This is a genomic window from Geodermatophilus sp. YIM 151500 (assembly GCF_025716945.1).
Classification (GTDB): Bacteria; Actinomycetota; Actinomycetes; order Mycobacteriales; family Geodermatophilaceae; genus YIM-151500.
In genome coordinates this window covers 357,572-375,476 of sequence record NZ_JAOVZT010000004.1, presented here as the reverse complement: position 1 = coordinate 375,476, position 17,905 = coordinate 357,572, and the positions used below count along the sequence as shown (strand labels likewise).

16 protein-coding genes are annotated in these 17,905 nt (G+C 74.5%); 12 read left to right on the top strand and 4 right to left on the bottom strand.

Annotated elements, in window-relative coordinates:
- Positions 1-190 precede the first annotated feature (190 nt).
- On the bottom strand, positions 191-1,384 hold the full coding sequence (locus tag OF117_RS10110) for an ABC transporter ATP-binding protein (RefSeq protein WP_263552698.1): 1,194 nt from the start codon (positions 1,382-1,384) through the stop codon (positions 191-193).
- A 26-nt stretch (positions 1,385-1,410) separates the two neighbouring features.
- On the opposite strand from OF117_RS10110, the gene OF117_RS10105 reads away from it, so the two are divergent.
- The 3 genes from OF117_RS10105 (at position 1,411) to OF117_RS10095 (ending at position 4,081) form a co-directional block, all read left to right on the top strand.
- The gene (locus tag OF117_RS10105; protein ID WP_263552697.1) at positions 1,411-2,127 is read left to right on the top strand and encodes an ABC transporter permease; all 717 of its coding nucleotides are present in this window, start codon (positions 1,411-1,413) and stop codon (positions 2,125-2,127) included.
- Positions 2,128-2,200: 73 nt separating this feature from the next.
- Positions 2,201-2,923, top strand: coding sequence for an ABC transporter permease (locus OF117_RS10100; protein ID WP_263552696.1), 723 nt, complete (start codon positions 2,201-2,203; stop codon positions 2,921-2,923).
- Positions 2,924-3,073: 150 nt separating this feature from the next.
- Entirely contained in the window at positions 3,074-4,081 is a 1,008-nt protein-coding gene (locus OF117_RS10095) for a glycine betaine ABC transporter substrate-binding protein (RefSeq protein WP_263552695.1), read from the top strand.
- Positions 4,082-4,233: 152 nt separating this feature from the next.
- On the opposite strand, the gene OF117_RS10090 is transcribed toward OF117_RS10095, so the two are convergent.
- Entirely contained in the window at positions 4,234-4,839 is a 606-nt protein-coding gene (locus OF117_RS10090) for a DUF1684 domain-containing protein (RefSeq protein ID WP_263552694.1), read from the bottom strand.
- 116 nt (positions 4,840-4,955) lie between these two features.
- Here OF117_RS10090 and OF117_RS10085 point away from each other — a divergent pair, with 116 nt between their 5' ends.
- Positions 4,956-6,809, top strand: a complete 1,854-nt coding sequence (locus tag OF117_RS10085; RefSeq protein WP_263552693.1) for a DUF6779 domain-containing protein — start codon at positions 4,956-4,958, stop codon at positions 6,807-6,809.
- Between the two features lie 88 nt (positions 6,810-6,897).
- Here the strand turns inward: OF117_RS10085 and OF117_RS10080 are convergent, their stop codons facing one another.
- Positions 6,898-7,641 carry an SDR family oxidoreductase gene (locus OF117_RS10080; protein ID WP_263552692.1) on the bottom strand — a complete coding sequence of 248 codons (744 nt, stop codon included), beginning with the start codon at positions 7,639-7,641 and terminating at the stop codon, positions 6,898-6,900.
- 279 nt (positions 7,642-7,920) lie between these two features.
- On the opposite strand from OF117_RS10080, the gene OF117_RS10075 reads away from it, so the two are divergent.
- The 7 genes from OF117_RS10075 to OF117_RS10045 all read left to right on the top strand — a co-directional run bounded on the left by OF117_RS10075 (position 7,921) and on the right by OF117_RS10045 (position 15,993).
- A complete protein-coding gene (locus OF117_RS10075) occupies positions 7,921-8,880 on the top strand; it encodes a Rossmann-like and DUF2520 domain-containing protein (RefSeq protein WP_263552691.1) in 960 nt (319 codons plus the stop codon).
- A 28-nt stretch (positions 8,881-8,908) separates the two neighbouring features.
- On the top strand, positions 8,909-9,772 hold the full coding sequence (gene panC, locus OF117_RS10070) for a pantoate--beta-alanine ligase (RefSeq protein WP_263552690.1): 864 nt from the start codon (positions 8,909-8,911) through the stop codon (positions 9,770-9,772).
- On the top strand, positions 9,769-10,188 hold the full coding sequence (panD, locus tag OF117_RS10065; RefSeq protein WP_263552689.1) for an aspartate 1-decarboxylase: 420 nt from the start codon (positions 9,769-9,771) through the stop codon (positions 10,186-10,188). The genes panC and panD overlap by 4 nt, the downstream gene beginning before the upstream one ends.
- A gap of 16 nt (positions 10,189-10,204) precedes the next feature.
- Positions 10,205-11,047 carry a type III pantothenate kinase gene (locus OF117_RS10060; RefSeq protein ID WP_263552688.1) on the top strand — a complete coding sequence of 281 codons (843 nt, stop codon included), beginning with the start codon at positions 10,205-10,207 and terminating at the stop codon, positions 11,045-11,047.
- An 11-nt stretch (positions 11,048-11,058) separates the two neighbouring features.
- Positions 11,059-12,582, top strand: a complete 1,524-nt coding sequence (lysS, locus tag OF117_RS10055; RefSeq protein ID WP_263552687.1) for a lysine--tRNA ligase — start codon at positions 11,059-11,061, stop codon at positions 12,580-12,582.
- 147 nt (positions 12,583-12,729) lie between these two features.
- A complete protein-coding gene (locus tag OF117_RS10050) occupies positions 12,730-13,077 on the top strand; it encodes a histone-like nucleoid-structuring protein Lsr2 (RefSeq protein WP_263552686.1) in 348 nt (115 codons plus the stop codon).
- Between the two features lie 369 nt (positions 13,078-13,446).
- On the top strand, positions 13,447-15,993 hold the full coding sequence (locus OF117_RS10045) for an ATP-dependent Clp protease ATP-binding subunit (protein ID WP_263552685.1): 2,547 nt from the start codon (positions 13,447-13,449) through the stop codon (positions 15,991-15,993).
- Between the two features lie 175 nt (positions 15,994-16,168).
- Here OF117_RS10045 and OF117_RS10040 read toward each other — a convergent pair whose 3' ends face one another.
- Positions 16,169-17,071 (bottom strand): A/G-specific adenine glycosylase, encoded by a 903-nt coding sequence (locus OF117_RS10040; RefSeq protein WP_263552684.1) that lies wholly within the window; start codon positions 17,069-17,071, stop codon positions 16,169-16,171.
- A gap of 76 nt (positions 17,072-17,147) precedes the next feature.
- Here OF117_RS10040 and OF117_RS10035 point away from each other — a divergent pair, with 76 nt between their 5' ends.
- Positions 17,148-17,855, top strand: a complete 708-nt coding sequence (locus OF117_RS10035; RefSeq protein WP_263552683.1) for a MucR family transcriptional regulator — start codon at positions 17,148-17,150, stop codon at positions 17,853-17,855.
- Positions 17,856-17,905 lie beyond the last annotated feature (50 nt).

Below are 17,905 nucleotides of genomic sequence, written 5' to 3'. Positions count from 1 at the left end.
GTCGGGACGAGCGGGGGCCCGGAGGGTCCCCCGAGGAGCGGCGGGAGCGGCTCGGCGCGACGGAGGGCGGCACCCGGCCGCGGTCGTCGGGACGAGCGGGGGCCCGGAGGGTCCCCCGAGGAGCGGCGGGGGCGGCTCGGCGCGACGGAGGGCGGCACCTGGCCGCGGTTGGAGTCCGGAGGACGACCGGTCACACAGCTCCGGCCGTCTCCGGGGCCGAGCCCTCGACGGAGCGGCGCAGCGCAGCGTGCAGCGACTCGGGGGTCAGCACGCCGAGGAAGTGGTCGCCGTCCAGGACCGCGACCCAGCCGGCGTCCAGCTGCAGCATGGTGGCGAACGCCGTCTTCAGCGACGCGTCGACCGGCACCCAGGCCTCCATGCGCCGGGCAGCCGGGCCGACCGTGCCGGCGCCGGTGGCGCGGTCGGCCGACAGCCAGCCGCGCAGGTTGTCGTCGTCGTCGAGCACGACCGCCCAGCGGGCGCCGGCCCGCTCCAGCGCCGCGCGGGCGTCGGCCAGCCCGTCGGCCACGTGGACCACGGGGGGCCGCTCCAGGTCGGCGACGTCGATCCCGGTGACCGCCAGCCGCTTCAGGCCGCGGTCGGCCCCGACGAAGTCGGCGACGAAGGGGCTTGCCGGCCGGCCGAGGATCTCGCCCGGCGGGGCGAACTGCTCGACGTGGCCGCCCTCGCTCATCACCGCGATGCGGTCGCCCAGTCGCACGGCTTCCTCGATGTCGTGGGTGACGAAGACGATCGTCTTGCGCACCAAAGCCTGCAGCCGGAGGAACTCCGACTGCAGCCGCTCGCGCACCACCGGGTCGACCGCCGAGAAGGGCTCGTCCATCAGCAGCACGGGCGGGTCGGCGGCCAGCGCCCGGGCCACGCCGGCCCGCTGCCGCTGCCCGCCGGAGAGCTGGGCCGGGTAGCGGTCACCGTGGACGGCGGGATCGAGGCCGACAGTGGTCAGCAGCTCGTCGACGCGGTCGCGGATGCGCCGCCGGTCCCAGCCGAGGAGCCGGGGAACGGTGCCGACGTTGGTCCGGACGGTCTGGTGGGGGAAGAGCCCGACGCTCTGGATGACGTAGCCGATGCGCCGGCGCAGCCGGTCGGGGTCGACGCGGGTGACGTCCTCGCCGTCGAGCAGGATCCGCCCCGTGCTGGGCTCGATGATCCTGTTGATCATCTTCATCGTCGTCGTCTTGCCGCACCCGGACGGGCCCACCAGCACCGACAGCTCACCGGCCGCGAAGCGCAGGTCCAACTCGGCCACGCCGACCGTCCCGTCGGCGTAGACCTTGCTGACGCCGTCCAGCCGGATCTCCTGCGCCCGGCCGGACGGGGCGTCAGGACCGGGCGAGGGTCGTCCGTCGTCGGTAGCGTTCACGGAATGGCCCTCCCGGGACGCGCTCGGTGCTGAACGCGGTCGTTGACGGGGCGGCCGGCGCGCACGTGCTGGCCGTCGATGCGGCGCCGAATCCCTGGTTCGACGCGGGCTACGTGGTCGACAACTGGCCCACCATAGTGGGCTACCTGGGCCAGCACGTCCGGCTGACCGTCGGCGCGGTCGTCCTGGGCGCGGCCATCGCGCTGCCGATGGCGCTGCTCGCCCGTCGCTCCCGGCTGCTCTCCGGGCCGCTGCTCGGCATCTCGTCGATCGTGTACACGATCCCGTCGCTGGCCATGTTCGCGTTCCTCGCGCCGTTCACCGGGGCGCTGTCGGCGACCACCGTGCTCGTCGGGCTGACGCTCTACACGCTGGTGATCCTGGTGCGGAACTTCCTGGCCGGACTGCAGGCGGTGCCCGGCGACGTGCGCGAGGCCGCCCGGGGCATGGGCTACGGCGCGGTCCGGCTGTTCCTGCAGGTCGACCTGCCGCTCGCGCTGCCGGCGTTCATGGCCGGCCTGCGGATCGCCACCGTCTCCACCGTCGCCCTGGTCACCGTCGGGGTCATCACGGGCAACGGCGGGCTCGGGCAGTTGATCATCGGCGGCTTCAACTCGAACTTCTACCGGGCCGAGATCGTCACCGGCGCGCTCGGATGCGTCGTGCTCGCCCTGGTCGCCGACGTGCTGCTGGCCGGGGCCGAGCGGCTGCTGACGCCGTGGACGCGGGCGGTGCGCACGTGAGCCGGCCCGCGAAGCCACGCACGGGCGCAGCTGCGTCGGTCCCGCGGCCCGCGACCGCCGGCGAGGAGGACGCGTGAACGCCTTCGGCGAGGCCTTCGTCTACCTCAACGATCCGTTCAACTGGGTCCGGCCCGGCGGCATCCTCGACCTCACCCGCGAGCACGTGACGGTCTCGGTGCTCGCCGTCCTCGCCGCGGCCGTGTTCGCCCTGCCCGTCGGCACCGCCCTGGGCGTCTCGGGCCGGGGCAGCGGCGCCGTCGTCGTCCTGTCCAACGTCAGCCGGGCGGTGCCCACGCTGGCGCTGCTCACCGTCTTCGCCGTCACGCCCATCGGTTTCAGCGACACCGCCACCGTCCTGGCGCTGGCGATCTTCGCCTTCCCGCCGATCCTGACGAACACGTTCGTCGGCTTCCGGGAGGTCGACCGCGACGTCCGCGAGGCGGCCACGGCCATGGGCATGAGCCGCCGGCAGGTGGTCGCCCGGGTGATGTTCCCGCTCGCCCTGCCGTTGGTCATGACCGGCGTCCGGACGGCGGGGGTGCAGGTGGTCGCCACCGCGACGCTGGCCGCGCTCGTGGGGGGCGGCGGGCTGGGCCGGATCATCAACCTGGGCTTCGGCCAGCAGGACTACGCCCAGATCATCGCCGGCGCGGTGCTGGTCGCCGTCCTCGCGCTGCTGACCGAGCTGCTGCTGGTCGTCGTCTCGGCGCTGCTCACCCCGGGGCAGCGGCGCCTGTCGCTGCCCCGGACCCAGCGACGCACGCGCGGTCCCCGGGCGGCCGCTGTGCGTGTCTGAGCGGGCCGGCCCGCGTAACGGAAGCGCAACGCATCGCGCTCGACGTTGCCGTGCCCGTCGGACAGGGGTTGCATGTCCCGCGCGGGAGACCTCCCGCCAGACACGCGTGCCGGCCGACGGCCGCACGGGACACAGAAGGCGGGCGACGACATGCGCACGCGGAACCGGATCCTGACCCCCCTGGCCACCTCGGTGCTGCTGCTGGGCCTGGCGGCCTGCGGCGAGTCCGGCTCGTCCGGCACGGGAGGCGGGGCCGACGCCGACGGGAGCGAGGGGACGGCTACCGCCGGAGAGAGCTGCGCCCCGGTGCCCGGCGACCAGCTCACCGTGCTCGAGGACGACCAGCAGCTGCAGAACGCCGACAACATCATCCCGGCGGTCAACGCCGCCGCCGCGACGGCGAACCCGGCGCTGGTGCCGGTGCTCGACGCGGTGTCGGTCGAGCTCACCACCGACGAGCTGATCCAGATGAACGCCGCGGTCGACCTGCAACGGCAGAACCCCGCCGACGTGGCCGCCTCCTGGATCGCGGAGAACGTCGACACCGCGACCCTCGAGCAGGGGAGCGGGCCGATCGCCGTCGGCGGCGCCAACTTCACCGAGTCGACGATCCTGGCCAACATCTACGCCGGCGTGCTGAGCGCCGCGGGCTTCGACGCCTCCGTCCGCGAGGTCGGCAACCGGGAGCTGTACCTCCAGGCACTGCGCACGGGAGACATCCAGGTCTTCCCCGAGTACCTGGCCACGGTCACCGAGGCGCTCGAGGGCGACGAGGCGAACGTCGTCGCGTCCGGCGACGTCCAGCAGACCGTCGAAGCGCTCACCCCGTTGGCCGAGGGTGCCGGCCTGGTGTTCGGCCAGCCGGCCGAGGCCGCCGACCAGAACGCCTTCGCGGTCACGCAGGCCTTCGCCGACGAGTACGGCGTCACCACGCTGTCGGAACTGGCCGAGGTCTGCAGCAGCGGCCTGGTCCTCGGCGGTCCGGAGGAGTGCCCTGACCGACCGTTCTGCCAGCCGGGGCTGGAGGAGACCTACGCCCTGGAGTTCGAGAGCTTCCGCGAGCTCGACGCCGGCGGCCCGCTGACCAAGGCCGCGCTCCAGCAGGGCGAGATCAGCCTGGGCCTGGTGTTCAGCTCCGACGGCGCGCTCGCCCAGTAGAAGGACCACCCTTCCCCCCACGCCTCGCAGGCTCGGCGCGGGCCCCTGAAGGGTGGCCGTTCCCGCACGTCACCACGCTCGGCGCGGGCCCCTGAAGGGTGGCCGCTCCCGCACGTCACCACGCTCGGCGCGGGACCGGGACGAGCCGACGATCAGTACCAGCCGCCGGGAGGGAGCTGCTCACCGGCGGCCACGGACGGCGTCACCCGGTTCCCCTCCGGCGCGAGCGGGCAGGACCACCGCGGGTCGTACGCGCACGACGGGTGGTAGGCGAAGTTGAGGTCGACCACCAGCCGCGTGCCGCTGCCACCGAGGTCGGCGCCCTTGACGGTGTCGAGCAGGTAGCGGCCGCCGCCGTAGGTGCGCCGGCCGGCGCTGCCGTCGCGCAGGGGGAGGAACACCCCACCGCCGTAGCCGCCCAGCCACCACACGTCCACGCGGCCGAGGTCGCCGAGGGCGACGGTGCCGATCCGGTCCAACCGGACGACGCCGTCGTCCGCGGTGGGCACCTCCAGCCGCTGCGCCGGTGCGGGCGCCAGCTCGGGCTCGTGGCGCAACGCCGCGTCGTAGGCGGCGAACGGCAGGCCGGCGAAGGCCTCGCGCGCCGCCGGGGACAGCGGGGACTCGGCGTGGCCGGCGAACAGCTCGTCGCGACCGTCGCGCCAGGCGCGCCAGCCCCGTTCCGGGTCCTCGGCGGAGCGGGCGGCAGCCCAGATCGCGGTCGTGCGGCGGCGCCAGTCGAGCAACGAGAGGCTCACCCGGCCACTCTGCCAGGACGGGCACGCCGCCGGCCGGCCGCGGGTGGTGACCGGCGGGTGCCGCGCTGTGACCGCAGTTGCCGCGTCGCGGGCGGTTCCGCCGCTACCCTGGCACCATGCCGCGCCGCCAGGACGACGACGTCTCCTGGCGCGCCGAGGGCGATCGGCCGTCCCGCGGCTCCCGGCTGCCGTCGAGCCCGCGGGCGCTGCTGCTCGCCGCCGGCTGCGTGCTCGCGGCCTGCGCCACGCTCGCCGTCTTCCTCACCGACAACCCGCAGCTGCTCCGCGTCGCCGTGGTCGCCGCCGGCTGGGCCTTCGTGCTGGCCACCTTCGCCGCCGGCCGCCGGCGCGCCGACCAGGAGGCGGCCGCCGAGCGGGAAGCCGAGTTGCACCGGGTCTACGAGCGCGAGCTCGACCGGGAGGTCACCGCTCGCCGCCAGTACGAGCTCGAGCTCGAGAGCGACCTGCGCAGGCAGACCGAGGGCGCGCTGCGCACGCAGCTGGACTCCCTGCGCGCCGACCTGGCCAAGCTGGGTGAGTTGCGCGAGGAGGTCGCGCAGGTGTCCGGGCTGCGCGAGGACGTCGCCCGGCTGACCGCCCTGCGCGACGAGGTGGGCCGGATCTCCGCACTGCGCGACGACGTGGCGGAGCTCACCGCGCTCCGGAGCGACGTCGCCGCCCTCGCCGGGCTGCGGGACGACGTCAACGCGCTCACCACCCTCCGCGCCGAGCTGGGCCAGATCGAGGAGCTGCGCGCCGACGTGGCGCGGCTGCGCACCGAGATCGTGGAACAGCTGTCCAGCGAGATGCTGGTGGAGCGCATCGTCATGCGGACCCAGGCCAGCCGGCTGCCGACCTCCGGCGAGCAGGCGCCGCTGGACGCCGGCCACTGGGACGACGAGCCGCCGCGCGAGCTCACCGGCGGGTGGCCGGCCGTCCGTCTCGACGAGCCGCACGACGTGCGCACGGAGCAGTACGAGCGGGTGCGGGCCCACCGACCGGTGCCCCCGCTGCCGTGGGATGCGACGCCGTCCCAGGCGTGGCAGGAGGCTCCGCCGCGGCCGTGGGTCCAGGCACCCCGGACCCGGGCGGTGCCCGTGCCGCCGGCGGCGTCCACCCACGCGGCGGCCGCCGAGCCGCCGGGGACGGCGACGTACGGCGCCGTGACCTCCGCCCCGGCCTCCCAGCCACCGGGGACGGCGACGTACGGCGCGGTGGTCGCCGCCCCGCGGACGGACCGTGGGCCGCAGGCGGCCGCCGTCCAGCAGGAGGGCGCGGCTCCGCACACGGCGGTGGCGCCGGTGGCACCACCTCCGGCGGCCGGATCCCGGCCGGCGTCCGCGCCGGGCACCGCGGCCGCGCCCGTGCAGCCGCCACCGGTGGACCACTCCCGGCACGCCGCGGCCGACGACCGCACGCCGCCCAGCCGTTCTCCGCGCGACCGCGCCGGGCCCGGCCGATCCCGGCACGCAGCCGCCGAAACGCTCCCGCCGCTGCCTCCCGGAGGCGGTCCCCGGCCGCTGGAGACGCCGCTGGAGTGGCTGGCACGCCGCGACCTCGTGGACACGCCTTCGGCCCGCCCGGCCGGGCATCCGGCGGATCCGGCGGCGTCCGACCTCCCACCCCGCCGGCGGCGTGGCGACGAGGACCTGCCGGCCGCGGTCGGCCCCGACGACCTGCGGACGACCGAGCACCGGGCCGCACGGGCCGCAGGAAGTGCGACCGCCCATCCGTTCGGACCGCCGTTGCCGGCCGAGGTCGGGCCACCGGTGGCGGACGGCGCGTCCCCCGCGGGGAACGGCGCGTCGCCCCCGCCAGGACACGGCTCGCCGCCCGCCGGGCACGACCGGCTCGCGCGGATCCTCGCCGAGAACGGCGTCCGGGAGTCCACCGGCGGCCGGCGGCGGCGCCGGTACCGCGAGGAGGACCAGCCCGACGACGTCCTCTCCCGGGTGCTGCGCGGCGGCTGACGCCTCCGGTGGTCGGCCACAGGGTCCGATCCCACAGGTGGGATCGGGCCGCGGGTCCGTCAGGTCGGATCGATCCGCGTCCGCCGGGTCAGATCGGGCCGCGGGAGAGCGCTCCGCCGTCCAGCACCAGCGTCTGCCCGGTCACCCAGCCGGCCGTGTCGCCGAGCAGGTAGGCCGCGGCCTCGCCCACGTCCTCGGGGACGCCCAGCCGGCCGGCGGGGTACTGCCCGGCCAGCTCGCTCTCGCGGCCCTCGAAAAGCGCACCGGCGAACCGGGTCTTCACCACCGCGGGCGCCACGGCGTTGACCCGCACGGTCGGGGCGAGCTCGACGGCCAGCTGCGTGGTCAGGTTGATCAGCGCCGCCTTGCTGACGCCGTAGGCGGCGATGCCCTGCGACGACTTCAGGCCCGCGACCGAGGCGACGACCAGCACGGAGCCGCCGTGCCCGGCCATCCACGCGCGCCAGGCCTCCTGCACCAGGCCCAGCGTGGCGACCACGTTGGTGTCGAGGACCTTGCGGAAGGCGTCGAGGTCGATGTCCATCAGCGGCCCGCGGACCGGGTTGACGCCCACGTTGCCGACCAGCATGTCGAGGCTGCCGAAGTGCTCCACGGCGGTGCGGACGGCGGCGGCGCGGTGGTCGGCATCGGCGGCGTGCCCGGGCACGGCCACCGCCACCTCCGGCCCGCCCAGGGACCGGACGGCCTCGTCCAGCGCCTCCGGCTTCCTGGCGGTCAGCACCACGCGCGCGCTGCGATCGACCAGGCTCCGCGCGATGGCCAGCCCGATGCCGCGGCTGCCCCCGGTGACCAGCGCGGTGCGTCCCCGCATGCGGCGCCTCCTCGTCCGGTGTGCCGTCGCTCACCGTAGGGGCCGTCCTCCGCCCGTCCGCCGCCGGCTCGGCGGGAGGTGACCCAGACCACATGCCCATGACGTTGCACGGCCCCCGTCGCAGTTCCAGACTCGCCATCGGGAGCACACCTGCGTGACACACGCGGTTGCAGCAGGTCAGGCGCCCGCCGAAGTGCCGTACCACCCCTGACGGCCCCGACGAGGGGCCGCGCGACCCGAGTCCGGTACCCGCGAGGGACTGGAACGAGAGGTGCACCGATGCCTGCTGCCCGCAGGATCCCCCGCGCCGCCGGGCTGCCGCCCGCCGCCGAGGCCCCCGCCCGCCTGCGCGTGGGCGTCGTGGGGGCCGGCCGCGTCGGCGCCGTCCTGGGCGCCGCTCTCGCCGCCGCCGGCCACGAGGTCGTGGCTGCCGCGGGGCTCTCCGCCGACTCGGCCGAGCGGGCGGCGCGCCTGCTGCCCGGCGTCCCGCTGCTGCCCGCCGACTCGGTGGTGGCCGCCGCCGACCTCGTCGTCCTGGCCGTGCCCGACGACACGCTGCCGGGCCTGATCGCCGGGCTGGCCGGCACCGACGGGTGGCGGGCCGGGCAGCTGGCCTTCCACACGTCCGGCGCCCACGGCCTGGCCGTGCTCGAGCCCGCCGAGCGGGCCGGCGTCCTCCCGCTCGCGCTGCACCCGGCGATGACCTTCTCCGGCGCCGCGGAGGACGTCGACCGGCTGCCGGGCGCTCCCTTCGGCGTAACCGGCCGCCCGGCACACCGCGCCGTCGCCGAGACCCTGGTCCTCGAGATGGGCGGTGAGCCGTTCTTCGTGGCGGAGGAGGACCGGCCGCTGTACCACGCCGCCCTCGTCACCGGCGCCAACCACCTGGTCACCCTGGTCGCCGAGGCGGCCGACCTGCTCCGCGCCGCCGGCGTCGACGCCCCCGCCCGGGTGCTGACCCCGCTGCTGTCGGCCGCCCTGGACAACGGGCTGCGCCGCGGCGACCGGGGCCTGACCGGCCCGGTCAGCCGGGGCGACGTCGGCACCGTCCGCGACCACCTCGCGACCCTGGCCGAGCGGGCACCGGACTCCGTCGGCGCCTACGTGGCCATGGCGCAGCGGACCACCCAGCGCGCGCTCGCCTCCGGCCGGCTCAAGCGGCACGACGGCGCACCGCTGCTCGACCTGCTCACAGCCCACGGTCCGGGCTCCCTCGCGAGCGGGCGGGCGGAGGGCTGACCGTGGGGCGTCCACCGGCGGTACCGCGATGACCGCCCCCGGCGTCGCCGACACCGTCGCCGACCTGCGCAAGCGGCGGACCGACCTGCCCACGCCGGTGGCGCTGGTGCCCACCATGGGCGCGCTGCACGACGGGCACCGGGAACTCGTGCGCGCGGCCCGGCAACGGGCCGCCGCGGTCGTCGTCTCCGTCTTCGTCAACCCGACGCAGTTCGGCCCGGGTGAGGACTTCGACCGCTACCCGCGCACCTGGGCCGACGATCTCGCCGCGCTGGCGGACGAGGGGGCGGACCTGGTCTTCCACCCGACCGTCGCGGAGGTCTACCCCCCCGGGGCACGCGGTGTCAGCGTGCACCCCGGCCCGCTGGGCGACGTGTTCGAGGGCGCGGTGCGGCCCGGCCACTTCGCCGGGGTGCTCACCGTCGTCGCCAAGCTCTTCGGCCTCGTGCGGCCCGATCTGGCCGTCTTCGGCGAGAAGGACTACCAGCAGCTGACCCTGGTCCGTGCCCTGTCCCGCGAGCTCGCCCTCGGCGTGGAGGTGGTCGGCGTGCCGACCGTCCGGGAGCACGACGGCCTGGCGCTCTCCAGCCGCAACCGCTTCCTGTCGCCCGGCGATCGGGCCCTCGCGGCCGCGCTGCCCGCGGCGCTGCGCGCCGGGGCGGAGGCGGGAGCGCAGGGGGCGGACGCCGTGCTCGTGGCCGCCCGCGCCGTCCTCGCCGCCGCCCCCGACCTGTCGGTCGACTACCTCGCGCTGACCGACCCCGACCTCGGCCCGGCACCGGACGCCGGCCCCGCCCGCCTGCTGGTCGCCGCCCGCGCCGGCGCGACCCGTCTGATCGACAACACCGCCGTCGTCCTGACGGCCCCGCAGCCCTCCGGAGGCCCCCGATGATGCGCACGATGCTGAAGAGCAAGATCCACCGCGCCACGGTCACCCAGGCCGACCTGCACTACGTCGGCTCGGTGACCGTCGACGAGGACCTGCTCGACGCGGCCGACCTGCTGCCCGGCGAGCAGGTCGCGATCGTCGACGTCACCAACGGCGCCCGCCTGGAGACCTACGTCATCCCGGGCGAGCGGGGCAGCGGGGTCATCGGCATCAACGGCGCCGCCGCGCACCTGGTGCACCCCGGTGACCTGGTCATCCTGATCAGCTACGGCATCATGGACGAGACCGAGGCGAAGAGCTGCATCCCGAAGGTCGTGCACGTCGACGGCGCCAACCGGATCGTCGAGCTGGGCGGTGACCCCGCCGCGCCGTCGCCCGGCGTCCGGGGGCAGGTCCGCGGCGACGGGACTGCCCGGTGAGCTCCGGTCGCCCACCGTGCTGCTGACCGTCGACGTCGGCAACAGCCAGACCGTCCTCGCCACCTTCGACGGCGACCGCCGGCTCGGCTGCTGGCGCGTCACGACCGCACCGCGCGCGACCGCCGACGAGCTGCGGCTCACGTGGCGCGGCCTGCTGCGGGACACCGAGGTCACCGGCGTGGCCGCCTGCTCGACGGTGCCCGCGCTGCTGCCCGCCCTGCGCGAGCTGCTGGACTCCCTCGACGTCCCGGTCGTGCTCATCGGCCCGGGCGTGCGCACCGGCGTCCCGCTGCACGTCGACAACCCGCGCGAGGTCGGCGCCGACCGGGTGGTCACGGCGCTGGCCGCGCACGAGCTGTTCGGCCGCCTGCCCGACGGCGGCGGTCGGCCGGTGGTCGTCGTCGACTTCGGGACGTCGACCAACGTGGACGCCGTCGGACCGGACGGCCAGTTCCTGGGCGGCGCGCTCGCCCCCGGCGTCGAGGTCAGCCTCGAGGCGCTGGCGTCGCGGGCGGCCCAGCTCCGGTCGGTCGAGCTCACCGTGCCGCCCCAGGCCATCGGCAAGAACACCGTCGCGGCGCTGCAGTCCGGCCTGGTGCTCGGCTTCGCCGGGCTGGTCGACGGCCTGGTCGACCGGATCGCCGCCGAGCTCGTCGCCCAGTTCGGCACCGAGCCGGTCGTGGTGGCCACGGGCGGGCTGGCGTCGCTGGTCGCCGGCAGCTGCCGCTCGATCGGTGAGCGGGAGCCGGACCTCACCGTGCACGGTCTCCGGCTGGCCTACGGCCGCCACCACCACGCCGCCGCCGGCCCCGCGGGGGCCCGGCAGCACGTGCCGAGGCGCCGGCCGGCCTCCCCGTAGGCTCGGCGCCCGTGACGGACGAACCTTCCGACCTGCCCGGGGAGCCGGGCGGCGGGGACGAGCTCCCCGAGCAGATGCGGGTCCGCCGCGCCAAGCTCGACCGCCTCCGCGAGGCCGGGGTCGACCCCTACCCGGTGACCGTCGAGCGGACCACCGCCCTCGCCGCCGTTCGCGCCGCGCACCCGGACCTGCCGCCGGACACCATGACCGGCGAACGGGTCGGCGTCACCGGCCGCGTCATCTTCTCCCGCAACACCGGCAAGCTGTGCTTCGCCACCCTGCGCGAGGGGGACGCCGAGCTGCAGGTCATGCTCTCGCGCGACCGCGTGGGCGAGGACGCCCTGGCGGCCTGGAAGGCCGACGTCGACCTCGGCGACCACGTCATGGTCGGCGGCGCGGTCGGGACGTCGCGCCGCGGGGAGCTCTCGGTGTTCGCCGACACCTGGCAGATGGCGGCCAAGGCGCTGCGGCCGCTGCCGGTCGCGCACAAGCCGATGAGCGAGGAGTTGCGGGTCCGCCGTCGCTACGTCGACCTGATCGTGCGCGACGAGGCGCGGCGCACCGTCCGGCAGCGGTCGACCGTGATGGCCACCCTGCGGACCGCGCTGACCTCCCGCGGGTACCTCGAGGTCGAGACGCCGATGCTCCAGACGGTGCACGGCGGCGCCGCGGCCCGGCCGTTCCGGACGCACATGAACGCCTTCGACCTCGACCTCTATCTGCGCATCGCACCGGAGCTCTTCCTCAAGCGGTGCATCGTCGGCGGGCTGGACCGCGTCTTCGAGATCAACCGCAACTTCCGGAACGAAGGAGCCGACAGCTCCCATTCGCCGGAGTTCGCGATGCTGGAGACCTATGCGGCCTACGCCGACTACCAGGCGATGGCGACGCTGACCCGCGAACTGATACAGGAATGCTGCAACGCCCTCTTCGGCGACCTGGTCGCCCGGCACCACGACGGCACCGAGGTGGACCTGTCGGGTGAATGGCCGCAGGTTCCGCTCTACTCGGCGGTGTCGGAGGCGGTGGGAGAGGAGATCGGCCCCGACACGCCGATTTACCGCCTGCACGGGCTGGCCGACCGGCACGAGGTCGGCGTGGATCCCGCATGGCTTCCGGGCAAGGTGGTCGAGGAATTGTTCGAGGCGCTCGTCCAGCACACGTTGCAGGCGCCGACCTTCGTCGTCGACTACCCGCTCGACACGTCGCCGCTGACCCGGGCGCACCGATCCCTGCCGGGCCTGGCCGAGAAGTGGGACCTCTACATCGGTGGCATCGAGCGGGGTACGGCATACTCGGAACTGGTCGACCCCGTCGCCCAACGGGAGCGGTTCACCGCGCAGGCGGCGCTGGCCGCCGCCGGCGATCCGGAGGCCATGGCGCTCGACGAGGATTTCCTGGAGGCGCTGGAGTACGGCATGCCGCCCACCGGCGGCATGGGGATGGGCATCGACCGTTTGATGATGACGCTCACGGGTCTCGGAATCCGCGAGACGATCCTGTTCCCGCTGGTCCGGCCCATTACCGCTACCTGATCGTACGGAAACTCCATCACCCGATGGAAGGGCACGCGCCGGGCCATTGGGCGAATGGCGCGCCGGTGTGGTGCAATGGGGTCGCCGCCGAGTAGGGGCGGTATTTTCGACCGGTACCGCGGTCGTCGCGAAGAATGGAGTGCGTACATGGCGAGGAAGGTCCAGGTCATCCTGAGCGACGACCTCGACGAGAGCCTGTCCGCCGACGAGACGGTCAGTTTCGCCCTCGACGGCACCAGCTACGAGATCGACCTGGCCGAGAAGAACGCCAAGGAACTGCGGGAGACCTTTTCCCGCTACGTCTCGGCGGCGCGGAAGGTCGGGCGTGGCAGCGGGCGGGCGTCCGGCGGTGGCCGTTCCCGGGCGACCGGTGGTCGCATGGACCGCGAGCAGGCCGGCGCGATCCGCGAATGGGCCCGCAAGAACGGTCACGCGGTGAGCGACCGGGGCCGCATCCCGGCCAGCGTCGTCGAGGCCTACGAGGCCGCTCACTGAAGGACCCCGTAGCGGGGACCGCCGCTCGCAGGCTCGCGGCGGGGCCCTGCAGACAGATCATCGCGCTGGACCCGGCGGCCCGGTCCCTCCTCGGAGGGCCGGGCCGCCGGCGTATGCGGACCGGAGGGACGAGCGGGGGTCGACGCGCGCCGTCCGCTGACGGCGTAACGGCTCCGGAACAGCCCTCCCGGACCATCGGTTGGACCGGACAACCATCCACCGCACCGCTGCCGAGCGCGACGGTGCCGGGTGGTCCGCGACTACAGTGGAAGACCGGTGCGCCAGCGCGCCGACGGATCACGTCGGGTGCTCCTTCCCGCCCCAGGGGGAGAGCAGTGCCGGACCAGCCGGTCAGAGGAGAAGCAGCGCATGTTCGAACGGTTCACCGACCGAGCCCGACGGGTGGTCGTCCTGGCCCAGGAAGAGGCCCGGATGCTCAACCACAACTACATCGGCACCGAGCACATCCTCCTGGGCCTGATCCACGAGGGTGAAGGCGTCGCCGCCAAGGCCCTGGAATCGCTCGGCATCTCGCTGGAAGGCGTGCGGCAGCAGGTCGAGGAGATCATCGGCCAGGGGCAGCAGGCGCCGTCCGGCCACATCCCCTTCACGCCGCGGGCGAAGAAGGTCCTCGAGCTGTCGCTGCGCGAGGCGCTGCAGCTCGGCCACAACTACATCGGCACCGAGCACATCCTGCTGGGCCTGATCCGCGAGGGCGAGGGTGTCGCCGCGCAGGTCCTGGTCAAGCTGGGTGCCGACCTCAACCGCGTGCGCCAGCAGGTCATCCAGCTGCTCTCCGGCTACCAGGGCAAGGAGCCGGCCGCGGCCGGCGGCCCCGCCGAGGGCACGCCGTCGACCTCGCTGGTCCTCGACCAGTTCGGCCGCAACCTGACCCAGGCCGCGCGCGACTCCAAGCTCGACCCGGTCATCGGGCGGGCCAAGGAGATCGAGCGGGTCATGCAGGTGCTGTCCCGCCGGACCAAGAACAACCCGGTCCTCATCGGCGAGCCCGGCGTCGGCAAGACCGCCGTCGTCGAGGGCCTGGCCCAGGCCATCGTCAAGGGCGAGGTCCCGGAGACGCTGAAGGACAAGCAGCTCTACACGCTGGACCTCGGTGCCCTCGTCGCCGGGTCCCGCTACCGCGGTGACTTCGAGGAGCGGCTGAAGAAGGTCCTCAAGGAGATCCGCACCCGCGGCGACATCATCCTGTTCATCGACGAGATCCACACCCTCGTCGGGGCGGGGGCCGCGGAGGGCGCGATCGACGCCGCCAGCATCCTCAAGCCGATGCTGGCCCGCGGCGAGCTGCAGACCATCGGCGCCACCACGCTCGACGAGTACCGCAAGCACCTGGAGAAGGACGCCGCCCTCGAGCGGCGCTTCCAGCCGATCCAGGTGGGCGAGCCGACGCTGACCCACACGATCGAGATCCTCAAGGGGCTGCGCGACCGCTACGAGGCGCACCACCGGATCAGCATCACCGACGGCGCCCTCGTCGCCGCCGCGACGCTGGCCGACCGGTACATCTCCGACCGCTTCCTGCCCGACAAGGCGATCGACCTGATCGACGAGGCCGGCGCCCGGATGCGGATCAAGCGGATGACCGCCCCGCCGGACCTGCGCGAGTTCGACGAGCGGATCGCCGGCATCCGCCGCGAGAAGGAGTCGGCGATCGACGCGCAGGACTTCGAGAAGGCCGCGTCGCTGCGCGACCGGGAGAAGACCCTGCTGGCCGAGAAGGCCGAGCGCGAGAAGCAGTGGAAGGCCGGCGACATGGACGTCGTCGCCGAGGTCGACGACGAGCAGATCGCGGAGGTGCTGGCCAACTGGACCGGCATCCCGGTCTTCAAGCTGACCGAGGAGGAGACCTCCCGGCTGCTGCGCATGGAGGAGGAGCTCCACAAGCGGATCATCGGCCAGGAAGAGGCCATCAAGAGCGTCAGCCAGGCGATCCGGCGGACGCGGGCGGGCCTGAAGGACCCGCGCCGTCCCGGTGGCTCGTTCATCTTCGCCGGCCCCTCCGGCGTCGGTAAGACCGAGCTGGCCAAGGCGCTGGCCAACTTCCTCTTCGGCGAGGACGACGCGCTCATCCAGATCGACATGGGCGAGTTCCACGACCGGTTCACCGTCTCCCGGCTGGTCGGGGCCCCTCCCGGTTACGTGGGTTACGACGAGGGCGGCCAGCTGACCGAGAAGGTGCGCCGCAAGCCGTTCTCGGTGGTCCTCTTCGACGAGATCGAGAAGGCGCACCAGGACGTGTTCAACACGCTCCTGCAGGTGCTCGAGGACGGCCGGCTCACTGACGGTCAGGGCCGGATCGTGGACTTCAAGAACACGATCCTGATCCTCACGACGAACCTCGGCACGCGGGACATCTCCAAGGCGGTCGGTCTGGGCTTCTCCGCCGGGAACGACAACCAGTCGAACTACGAGCGGATGAAGAACCGGGTCAACGACGAGCTCAAGCAGCACTTCCGGCCCGAGTTCCTGAACCGCATCGACGACATCGTGGTGTTCCACCAGCTCACCGAGGCGGAGATCATCCAGATCGTCGACCTGATGGTGTCGCGCGTGGAGGGCCAGCTGGCCAACAAGGACATGGCGCTGGAGATCACCCCGGCGGCCAAGAAGCTGCTGGCCGCCCGTGGCTTCGACCCGGTGCTGGGTGCCCGGCCGCTGCGCCGGACGATCCAGCGGGAGATCGAGGACGCGCTGTCGGAGAAGATCCTGTACGGCGAGCTGACCGCCGGTCAGATCGTGGTGGTCGACGTCGACGAGGCCGAGGGCGCCGCGCAGAAGTTCACCTTCCGCGGCGAGCCCAAGCCGATCGACCTGCCCGACACCCCGCCGGTGGCCCTGTCCGGTGCCGAGGGCGAGGACAAGCGCGGCGAGGGTCCGCAGGCCAAGGCCGAGTAGCGTCCTCCGGCGTGGCGACAGGGGCCGCTCCCACCGCGAGGTGGGGGCGGCCCCTGTCGCTGTGACATCGCGATCCTCCGGATCGCACCGCGGCCACGTGCCGTTCCCCATCCACCCTGAGCCGCTGCGTCGTCGTCCGTGGCCCCGCCCCGCGGGACGATCCTCGCAGGTCGGCTCACGTGGGCAGTCGGTAGTCCCCCTCCCTGGTCTGCTCGACCAGGCCGTCGGTCAGCAGCGAGTCCAGGCAGCGGGAGCGCTGGACGGCGTCGTCCCAGGCCGCGTCGAGCTCCGCGGCCGGTACGGGATCGGCGGCCGCGCGCAGGACGTCGAGCAGCCGGCCGCGCACCTGTCGGTCGGTGCCGGCGAATGGCTGCACCCTCCGGGGCGGGCCGTCGTGCGCCGGGCTGCCGGCCAGCCGCCAGGCGCAGCGATCGCGCACCGGGCAGGCGGCGCAGCGGGGGGTGCCGGCGACGCAGACCAGAGCGCCGAGCTCCATGGCGGCGACGGAGAAGCGCACCGCCCGGTCGGCTTCGGCGGGGGCCAGCGCCGCGACGTCGGCGAGGTCGGCCGTCCGCGCCGGGGCTGCTTCGGCGCGGCCGTGCACGAGCCGGGCGACGACCCGCCGGACGTTGGTGTCGACGACCGGGTGCGGCCGGCCGTGGCCGAAGCAGGCGACCGCCCGCGCGGTGTACGTGCCGATCCCGGGCAGCGCCTCCAACGCGGCGACGTCGTCCGGGACGGCGCCCCCGTGCCGCTCGGTGACCGCCACGGCCGTCTCATGCAGCCGCAGAGCCCGCCGCGGGTACCCGAGCTTGCCCCAGGCGCGGATCACGTCGGCGGGGGAGGCCTGCGCCAGCGCCGCCGGCGTCGGCCAGCGCGCCATCCACTCCCGCCAGACCGGCTCCACCCGCGCCACCGGCGTCTGCTGCAGCATGACCTCGCTCACCAGCACGGCCCACGCGTCGACCCCCGGCCGCCGCCAGGGCAGGTCGCGGGCCGCCGTGGCGTACCAGTCGACGATCGTGTCGCCGACGTCCGCACGGGAGGAAGGTGCGGACGACGCCGCCGAGCCGCTCACGAGTACCCAGTGTGCCGTCCGGGGCCGGCGGCGTGCCGGTGCGCGCCGCCGAGGGCCGCGGACTACCGTTCCCGGGGTGTTGCACCCGGTCGGCGACCTGCCCGCCGCCGTCTACTGGCGGCGCAGGGCGCTCGTGCTGATCGTGCTGCTGGCGCTCCTCGGTGGAGCGGGCTGGCTGGTGCTCGCGGCCACCTCCCGCGGGGACGACGGCGGAGCGACCGCCGCGGGGACGTCGCCCGAAGCGTCCCGGTCCCCAGCGGCACCGCCGCAGCTCGAGCGGGTGCTGCCCTCGCTGGCCGGTGTCCGCACGCCCGATCCCGGGGCGCGGACCACCGTCGCACCGCCCGAGGAACGGGCGCCGGAGGAGGCGCCCGCCGAGGCCGCTCCGAGCCCCGGGGGGCCGTGCAGCGACGACATGATCGGCCTCGAGGTCCGGACGCCGGGCAGCATCGCCGTCGGCGACGGGCCCACCCTGGAGCTCGTGGTGACCAACACCTCGCCGGTGCCGTGCACGCGGGCGCTGGACAAGGAGCTGCAGGAGCTCGTCCTGGTCGACGCCGGCGGCAACCGCGTGTGGGGCAGTCACGACTGCATCCCCGAGAGCAGCGACGACACGCGGACCCTCGCGCCCGGGGAGACGGTCACCTTCCCCGTGGCGTGGAGCGGGCGGACCAGCGAGCCGAGCTGCTCGGCAGCCCGCGCGACGCCACCGGCGGGCGACTACGTCGTCCGCGGGCGTCTGGACACCAAGACGACGCCGGACGCCGGGCTCCGGATCGGCTGATCCGCAGGAGCGGGTCGGCACGCGGGACCGCCGGACCCACCTTCGGTGCT

Excerpts from the sequence above, each read along its gene's own strand:
- OF117_RS10095 (WP_263552695.1), top strand. The coding sequence starts at position 3,074 with ATGCGCACGCGGAACCGGATCCTGACCCCCCTGGCCACCTCGGTGCTG.
- OF117_RS10085 (WP_263552693.1), top strand. The coding sequence starts at position 4,956 with ATGCCGCGCCGCCAGGACGACGACGTCTCCTGGCGCGCCGAGGGCGAT.
- OF117_RS10080 (WP_263552692.1), bottom strand. The coding sequence starts at position 7,641 with ATGCGGGGACGCACCGCGCTGGTCACCGGGGGCAGCCGCGGCATCGGG.
- OF117_RS10075 (WP_263552691.1), top strand. The coding sequence starts at position 7,921 with ATGCCTGCTGCCCGCAGGATCCCCCGCGCCGCCGGGCTGCCGCCCGCC.
- panC (WP_263552690.1), top strand. The coding sequence starts at position 8,909 with ATGACCGCCCCCGGCGTCGCCGACACCGTCGCCGACCTGCGCAAGCGG.
- panD (WP_263552689.1), top strand. The coding sequence starts at position 9,769 with ATGATGCGCACGATGCTGAAGAGCAAGATCCACCGCGCCACGGTCACC.
- OF117_RS10050 (WP_263552686.1), top strand. The coding sequence starts at position 12,730 with ATGGCGAGGAAGGTCCAGGTCATCCTGAGCGACGACCTCGACGAGAGC.
- OF117_RS10045 (WP_263552685.1), top strand. The coding sequence starts at position 13,447 with ATGTTCGAACGGTTCACCGACCGAGCCCGACGGGTGGTCGTCCTGGCC.